Source organism: Streptomyces prasinopilosus (assembly GCF_001419695.1).
Taxonomy (GTDB): Bacteria; Actinomycetota; Actinomycetes; order Streptomycetales; family Streptomycetaceae; genus Streptomyces; species Streptomyces prasinopilosus.
Window position 1 is genome coordinate 1 of the sequence record NZ_LIRG01000270.1, and the last position, 6,156, is coordinate 6,156.

Genomic DNA, 6,156 nt, shown 5'->3' on the forward strand with positions numbered 1-6,156 from the left:
CCGTGCCCGGACGGCGTCCTGCCCGGCTCCACGGCCGCCTGGTGGATCACCGGCTCCTGAAACCCGCCCCCCCACGTACCCGAAAGCCCCCCGAACGCGATTCCGCACGTTTCCGAAGGGACATCGACGATGATGCGACGACGTACCACCCTGCTCACCGGCTGCACCGCCCTGGTGCTCGCCCTCGGCGCNNCGTCTCCACCGTCGTCGGCAGCAAGATCGAGGGCGGCAACGCCCCCGACGTCGTGATGGTCCCCCAGGTCGGCGTGCTGAAGCAGTTCGCCGAGGCGGGCTGGCTCAAGCCGCTGGACAAGAAGGTCCAGGGCACCGTGGAGAAGAACTTCGCCGAGGTGTGGCGGAACTACGGCAGCGTCGACGGCACCCTGTACGGCCTCTACTTCAAGGCCGCCCACAAGTCGACCGTCTGGTACAGCCCCGAGGCCCTGGAGCAGGCGGGCGTCACCCCGCCCAAGACCTACGACGCCCTCTCGCCGCGCACGAGATCAAGTGGACCGACCCGAGCGTGGTCGAGGCGCTCACCACGCTCGGCGAACTCTTCGAGGACGAGCGGCTCGTCTCGGGCGGCCGGAAGGAAGCCCTGACCACCGACTTCCCCGGCTCGGTGGAGAAGGTCTTCGGACCCGAGCCGGACGCCGCCATGGTCTACGAGGGCGACTTCGTGGCCGGCGTCGCCAAGGACCAGTTCGGCAAGGACATCGGCACCGACGCGGACTTCTTCCCGTTCCCGCCGGTCGGCGACGGCGAGGCCCCAGTGGTCAGCGGCGGCGACGCGGCCGTGGTGCTCCAGGACGGCAAGAACGCCGAGGCCGGCATGGCGCTCCTCGAGTACCTCGCCACGCCGGAGGCCGCCGCCGTGTGGGCCGAGGCCGGCGGCTTCCTCTCCCCGAACAAGGAGCTCGACCCCGGCTCCTACGGCGACGACGTCACCCGCGCCACCGCCAAGTCCCTGATCGAGGCCGGCGACTCGGTCCGCTTCGACATGTCGGACCAGGCCCCGGCGGCCTTCGGCGGCACCCAGGGCAAGGGCGAGTGGAAGATCCTCCAGGACTTCCTGCGCGACCCGTCCGACCCGGAGAAGACCGCGGCCGAGCTGGAGAAGGCGGCGGCCAAGGCCTACGGGAACTGACGGCCATGACCGCCACCCTGGTGAAAGAGGCGAGCCCCCCGGCTCCTTCGCACCCCGACCGTGCCCCCCGCCGGCGCCTGCGCCGGCGGGGGCGGATCGTCGCCGTGCTGTTCGTGCTGCCCGCCCTGCTCCTGCTGGGCGCGCTGGTCGTCTACCCGGTGCTGTTCTCCGTCGGACGCAGCTTCTTCGACGCCTCCGGCACCCGCTTCGTGGGCGGCGAGAACTACCTCGAGATGTTCCGCGACCCGGTCACCCTCAAGGCCGTCCGGAACACCGCGATCTGGGTCGTCGTCGCCCCCACCCTGCTCACCGGCCTGGGCCTGATCCTGGCCGTGCTGGTGGAGAAGATCCGCTGGGCCACCGCCTTCAAACTGCTGCTGTTCATGCCGATGGCGGTGTCCTTCCTGGCGGCCGGCATCGTCTTCCGGCTCGCCTACGACGAGGACCCGGACAAGGGCGTCCTGAACGCGGCCGTCGTCTCCGTCCACGACGCCTTCGAGGACGGCTCCTCCTACCCGACGGCCCGCGCCCGCGAGGGCGACGGCGCCGGCCTGACCAAGCAGGCGGACGGCTCGTACGTGACCGGGACGGACGTGCCGCCGGGCGGCACGGCGGCACTCGGCCTGGTCGGCGTGGCCCCCAAGGACCTGCCCGGCGGGGCGGCACCGGCCTCCCCGGCGGCCTCCCGCGACGCGGCCCCCGACGAGGTCGGCGGCGTGGTGTACCTGGACTTCACCCCCGGCGGGGGAGGAGAGCCGGGCCGGGTCGACGAGGGGGAGAGCGGACTGCCCGGGATGAAGGTCGAGGCGCTCCGCGACGGACGCACCGTCGCGAGCACCACGACCGGCGCCGACGGCTCGTTCCGCTTCACCGGCCTGGACGACGGCCCCCACGCGCTGAAACTGCCCGCCGAGAACTTCGCACCCCCCTACCAGGGCGTCTCCTGGCTCGGTCCGGCGCTCGTCACTCCGGCCATCATCGGGGCCTACCTGTGGATCTGGACCGGGTTCGCGATGGTGCTGATCGGCGCGGGACTCTCGGCCCTGCCGCGGGACGCGCTGGAGGCGGCCCGGATGGACGGCGCCAACGAGTGGCAGATCTTCCGCCGGATCACCGTCCCGCTGCTCGCACCGGTCCTCACCGTCGTCTTCGTCACCCTGGTGATCAACGTGATGAAGGTCTTCGACCTCGTCTACATCATCGCGCCCGGACCCGTGCAGGAGGACGCGACCGTGCTGGCGACCCAGATGTGGCTGGTGTCGTTCGGCGGCGGCAACGACCAGGGGCTGGGCAGCGCGCTCGGTGTGCTGCTCCTGCTGCTGGTGGTCCCCGCCATGGCCTTCAACGTCCGCCGCTTCCGAAGGAGCCAGCGATGAACGCGATCCGGCGCGGCCTGGGCAACGCGGTCGTGCAGGCCTTCCTGGTCGTGATCGGCCTGGTCTGGATGACCCCGCTGGCCGGCCTGTTCCTGTCCTCGATGCGCTCCGCCGAGGACACCGCCAAGGGCGGCTGGTGGACGGTGTTCACCAGCCCCGGGCAGCTGTCCTTCGACAACTACGCGGCCCTGCTGAAGAACTCGGGGATGACCCAGGCGTTCTGGAACACCGTGCTGATCTCGGTGCCGACCACGGTGCTGGTCGTGGTCGTCGCGGCGCTCGCCGGATACGCCTTCGCCTGGCTGGACTTCCCCGGCCGGGACACGGTCTTCCTCGTCGTGGTCGCCCTGCTGGTGGTGCCCGTGCAGATCGGGCTGCTGCCGGTGGCCAAACTCTTCGGCCAGCTGGGCCTGTTCGGCACCATCCCCGGCGTCGTGCTGTTCCACGTGGCGTACGGACTGCCGTTCGCGGTGTTCCTGCTGCGGAACTACTTCGCCGAGATGCCCAAGGAGATGCTGGAGGCCGCCCGCATGGACGGCGGCAGCGAGTGGCGCATCTTCACCCGGCTGATCCTGCCCGTCGGGCGCCCGGCCATCGCCAGCCTGGCCATCTTCCAGTTCCTGTGGGTCTGGAACGACATGCTGGTGGCGCTGCTGTTCGCGGACAGCTCCTCGCAGCCGCTGACGGTGGAACTCCAGTCGCAGATCCGCCAGTTCGGCAGCAACATCGACGTGCTCGCACCGGGCGCGTTCCTGTCCCTGGTGGTGCCGGTCGCCGTGTTCTTCGCCTTCCAGCGGCACTTCGTCCAGGGGGTGATGGCGGGCTCGGTGAAGTGACGGGCCCCCACCCACCCGGAACGCGCGGACCCCCGCCTCCTGACGAGACGGGGGTCCGCGCGTTCCGTGCGCCGTGCGCGTTACGCCGACGCCGGCGGGTACAGCGCCCGCGGCAGCTGCGAGGCCGCCGCGGCGTCCAGCAGCCACAGGGTGCGGGTCCGGCCGTACGCGCCCGCCGCCGGGGCCTGGATCTCGCCCGCGCCCGACAGGGCGATCGCCGCGGCCTCCGCCTTGTCCTCGCCGGCCGCCAGCAGCCACACCTCGCGGGCCGCGCGGATCGCCGGCAGGGTCAGCGTCACCCGGGTCGGCGGCGGCTTGGGCGCCCCGTGGACGCCCACCACCGTGCGCTCCGTCTCCCGCACCGCGGGCAACTCCGGGAAGAGGGACGCCACGTGCGTGTCCGGGCCGACGCCCAGCATCAGCACGTCGAACTCCGGCACCCCGCCGTGGTCCGTCGGCCCCGCGGCACGCGCCAGCTCCTCGGCGTAGGCGGCCGCCGCCGCGTCCACGTCGGTGCCGTGCGGCCCGTCGGACGCGGGCATGGCGTGCACGCGCTCCGGGTCCAGCGGCACCGCGTCGAGCAGCGCCGCCCGGGCCTGGGTGGCGTTGCGCTCCGGATCGCCGTCCGGCAGGAACCGCTCGTCGCCCCACCACAGGTCGATCCGGCCCCAGTCGACCGCGTCCCGGGCGGGCGCCGCCGCGAGCGCGGCCAGCAGGCCGTTGCCGTTGCGGCCGCCGGTCAGGACCACGGACGCCGAACCCCGCGAGGCCTGCGCGTCCACGATCCTGGTGATCAGCCGGGCCGCCGCGGCCCGGGCCATCAGCTCCTTGTCGCGGTGCACGACGAGCTGCGGTGCCGTACTCACTTCCTCACCGCCCGGTTCACCGGTGCCTGCGCCGGCGGGTCCCCGGCACCTTCCGCAGCCGCTTCGGCGGGAGCGGGGCCCCCCGCTCCTTTGGCCGGCGACCCACCCGCCGGCCGCTGCCCGGAGTCGCCCGGCGCCCCGGACTCCCGCGCCGCCTCCCGCGGGGTCCCCGACGCCTCGTCCAGCTTCCGCGACACCGCGTCGAGCGCGTTCGACGCCTCGTCGAGCGAACTCGGCGAGGCGGCCGGCCGCTCGCCCGACGGCGCCTTCCGCGCCCCCGGATCCGCCGCCGGCCGGTGCGCCGGGTTCCTCAGCCGCTCGACCCCGTACCGCAGGGCCGACGCGTAGGTGTCGTCCGGGTCCAGCCGGCGCAGCTCCTCCGCGATCAGCTCCGACGTGTCCCGGCGCTTGAGCGCCACCGCACGCTTGGGCTGCCCGTGGATCGACAGCGTCGCCAGCGAACCGTCGGCCCGGTCCAGCACGATCGGACCGCAGTCCGTCGTCATCCGGACCGCCGTGAGCCCGGGGCCGGAGGACAGCGAACGCTTCACGGGGACGTCCAGCCGGTCCGCGAGCCACATCGCCAGCAGCTCACAGCTCGGGTTGGACTCCTCGCCCTCCACCTCGACGCCCTGCACCTCGCAGGTCACCTGGTCCAGGGCCGCCGCCAGCATCGAACGCCAGGGCGTGATCCGGGTCCAGGACAGGTCGGTGTCGCCCGGCGCGTAGGAGTCGGCACGGGCCGTGAGCTCCCGCACCGGCTGCTCGCAGGCGTAGGTGTCGGTCACCCGGCGCTGGGCCAGCGCCCCCAGCGGGTCGCCCGCCGGGTCCAGCGGGGCGTTGACCGGCCACCACACCACCACCGGGGCGTCCGGCAGCAGCAGCGGCAGCACCACCGACTGGGCGTGGTCGGCGACCTCGCCGTACAGCCGCAGCACCACCGTCTCGCCGGCCCCCGCGTCCGCGCCGACCAGCACCTCCGCGTCCAGCCGGGACCGCGTGCGGTCCCGGGGCGAGCGGGAGACGCGCTTGATGACGACCACGGTGCGCGAGGGGTGTTCGCGCGAGGCGTCCCCGGCGGACTTCAGCGCGTCGTAGGCGTTCTCCTCGTCGGTCACGATGACCAGGGTGAGCACCATGCCGACCGCCGGCGTGCCGATGGCCCGGCGGGCCTTCACCAGCGACTTGTTGATCTTGCTGGCCGTGGTGTCCGTGAGGTCTATCTTCATGGCCGGCGCCAGCTCCGTCCGTCTCGCTCGAGCATCTGGTCCGCCTCCACGGGCCCCCAGGTGCCGGCCGGGTACTGGGCCGGCCTGCCGTTGTTGTCCCAGTACTCCTCGATCGGGTCGAGGATCTTCCAGGACAGCTCGACCTCCTCGGTACGGGGGAAGAGGTTGGAGTCGCCGAGCAGGACGTCGAGGATCAGCCGTTCGTACGCCTCCGGGCTGGACTCCGTGAACGACTCGCCGTAAGCGAAGTCCATCGACACGTCCCGGATCTCCATCGACGTGCCGGGGACCTTCGAGCCGAACCGCACCGTGACGCCCTCGTCCGGCTGGACGCGGATCACGATGGCGTTCTGCCCGAGCTCCTCGGTGGCCGTCGTGTCGAACGGCGAGTGCGGCGCCCGCTGCAGGACGACCGCGATCTCCGTGACCCGGCGGCCCAGCCGCTTGCCGGTGCGCAGGTAGAAGGGGACGCCCGCCCAGCGGCGGTTGTCCACGCCCAGCTTGATCGCGGCGTACGTGTCGGTGTTCGAGGAGGCGTCGATGCCCTCCTCCTCCAGGTACCCGACCGCCTTCGCGCCGCCCTGCCAGCCCGCCGCGTACTGCCCGCGCACGGTGTCCCGGCCCAGGTCCTTCGGCAGCCGCACGGCGCCGAGCACCTTGGTCTTCTCCGCGGCCAGCGCGTCCGCGTCGAAGGAGGCCGGC

General features: G+C 72.8%; 5 protein-coding genes and 1 pseudogene. 3 read left to right on the forward strand and 3 right to left on the reverse strand.

Annotation, left to right across the window (positions count from 1 at the left end):
* Positions 1 to 193 precede the first annotated feature (193 nt).
* From AOK18_RS12725 to AOK18_RS12735, 3 genes and pseudogenes are all read left to right on the forward strand, one after another.
* A pseudogene (locus tag AOK18_RS12725) lies at positions 194 to 1,147 on the forward strand (ABC transporter substrate-binding protein); the annotation flags it as partial.
* A gap of 5 nt (positions 1,148 to 1,152) precedes the next feature.
* On the forward strand, positions 1,153 to 2,523 hold the full coding sequence (locus tag AOK18_RS12730; RefSeq protein WP_055694411.1) for an ABC transporter permease: 1,371 nt from the start codon (positions 1,153 to 1,155) through the stop codon (positions 2,521 to 2,523).
* Positions 2,520 to 3,359, forward strand: a complete 840-nt coding sequence (locus AOK18_RS12735) for a carbohydrate ABC transporter permease (RefSeq protein WP_055572072.1) — start codon at positions 2,520 to 2,522, stop codon at positions 3,357 to 3,359. Before AOK18_RS12730 ends, AOK18_RS12735 begins: the two co-directional genes overlap by 4 nt.
* Before the next feature lie 80 nt (positions 3,360 to 3,439).
* Here AOK18_RS12735 and pgl read toward each other — a convergent pair whose 3' ends face one another.
* From pgl to AOK18_RS12750, 3 genes are all read right to left on the reverse strand, one after another.
* Entirely contained in the window at positions 3,440 to 4,225 is a 786-nt protein-coding gene (gene pgl, locus AOK18_RS12740) for a 6-phosphogluconolactonase (protein ID WP_055694412.1), read from the reverse strand.
* Complete coding sequence (gene opcA, locus AOK18_RS12745) at positions 4,222 to 5,454, reverse strand: glucose-6-phosphate dehydrogenase assembly protein OpcA (protein ID WP_055694413.1); 1,233 nt, start codon at positions 5,452 to 5,454, stop codon at positions 4,222 to 4,224. The genes pgl and opcA overlap by 4 nt, the downstream gene beginning before the upstream one ends.
* On the reverse strand, positions 5,451 to 6,156 hold a 706-nt coding region (locus tag AOK18_RS12750; protein WP_139058343.1), incomplete at its 5' end, for a glucose-6-phosphate dehydrogenase. The genes opcA and AOK18_RS12750, both read right to left, overlap by 4 nt.